This window comes from Noviherbaspirillum sp. ST9, from assembly GCF_048799745.1.
Lineage (GTDB): Bacteria > Pseudomonadota > Gammaproteobacteria > Burkholderiales > Burkholderiaceae_D > Noviherbaspirillum.
Genome location: NZ_JBLWFR010000215.1, coordinates 1 through 522 on the forward strand (window position 1 = coordinate 1; position 522 = coordinate 522).

General features: G+C 37.9%; 1 protein-coding gene. It reads right to left on the reverse strand.

What is annotated here, in order from left to right:
* Nucleotides 1-289, reverse strand: a 289-nt coding sequence (locus ACNOHI_RS25600) for a hypothetical protein (protein WP_420477536.1), incomplete at its 3' end; no start/stop codon positions are given.
* Nucleotides 290-522: the final 233 nt, after the last annotated feature.

A 522-nucleotide genomic window follows, 5' to 3' on the forward strand; every position in this document is an offset into this window, starting at 1 on the left:
CTGTTTTTCCGTCGGTGTAATAGACGGTGATTTTCGCGTCTGTCTCTGCGGCAGAGTAAAGAGGCACCGTTATTCCGAGCTGACCTTCACCAGTTTTCGATGGATCAATCACTTTTTCGGAAAAGGTGTTGTCTGCGACATTAGTTAAACGGATTTTAGAAACGTCAGCAGGAATGAGATCTGTTATCACTAGTTCCATGGCTGAAACCACTGTTTTTGAGGGAGCCTCATCCTTTTTGCAGGATGAAAAGATAGAAAGAGTCAGCAGCAAACATATTAAGTATTTCATGCTTGTGGTTTGGTGTAACGAATTTATGTGGTATTCTTTAAATTATTCCAGAAGTACCAAAGAAAAAGATAAAGTTGATATTGGTCAACTTTTCAAAAAAAGCTTGTACCGCTCGGTAATTTTAATTCATTTGAACTTTATTATAAAGTGCCACAAGATCATTTTTTATACCTTTACTCTATGAGGAACCTATCACACCTTCCGGAGCAAAAACAAAAAGAAGTGTTGGAGAT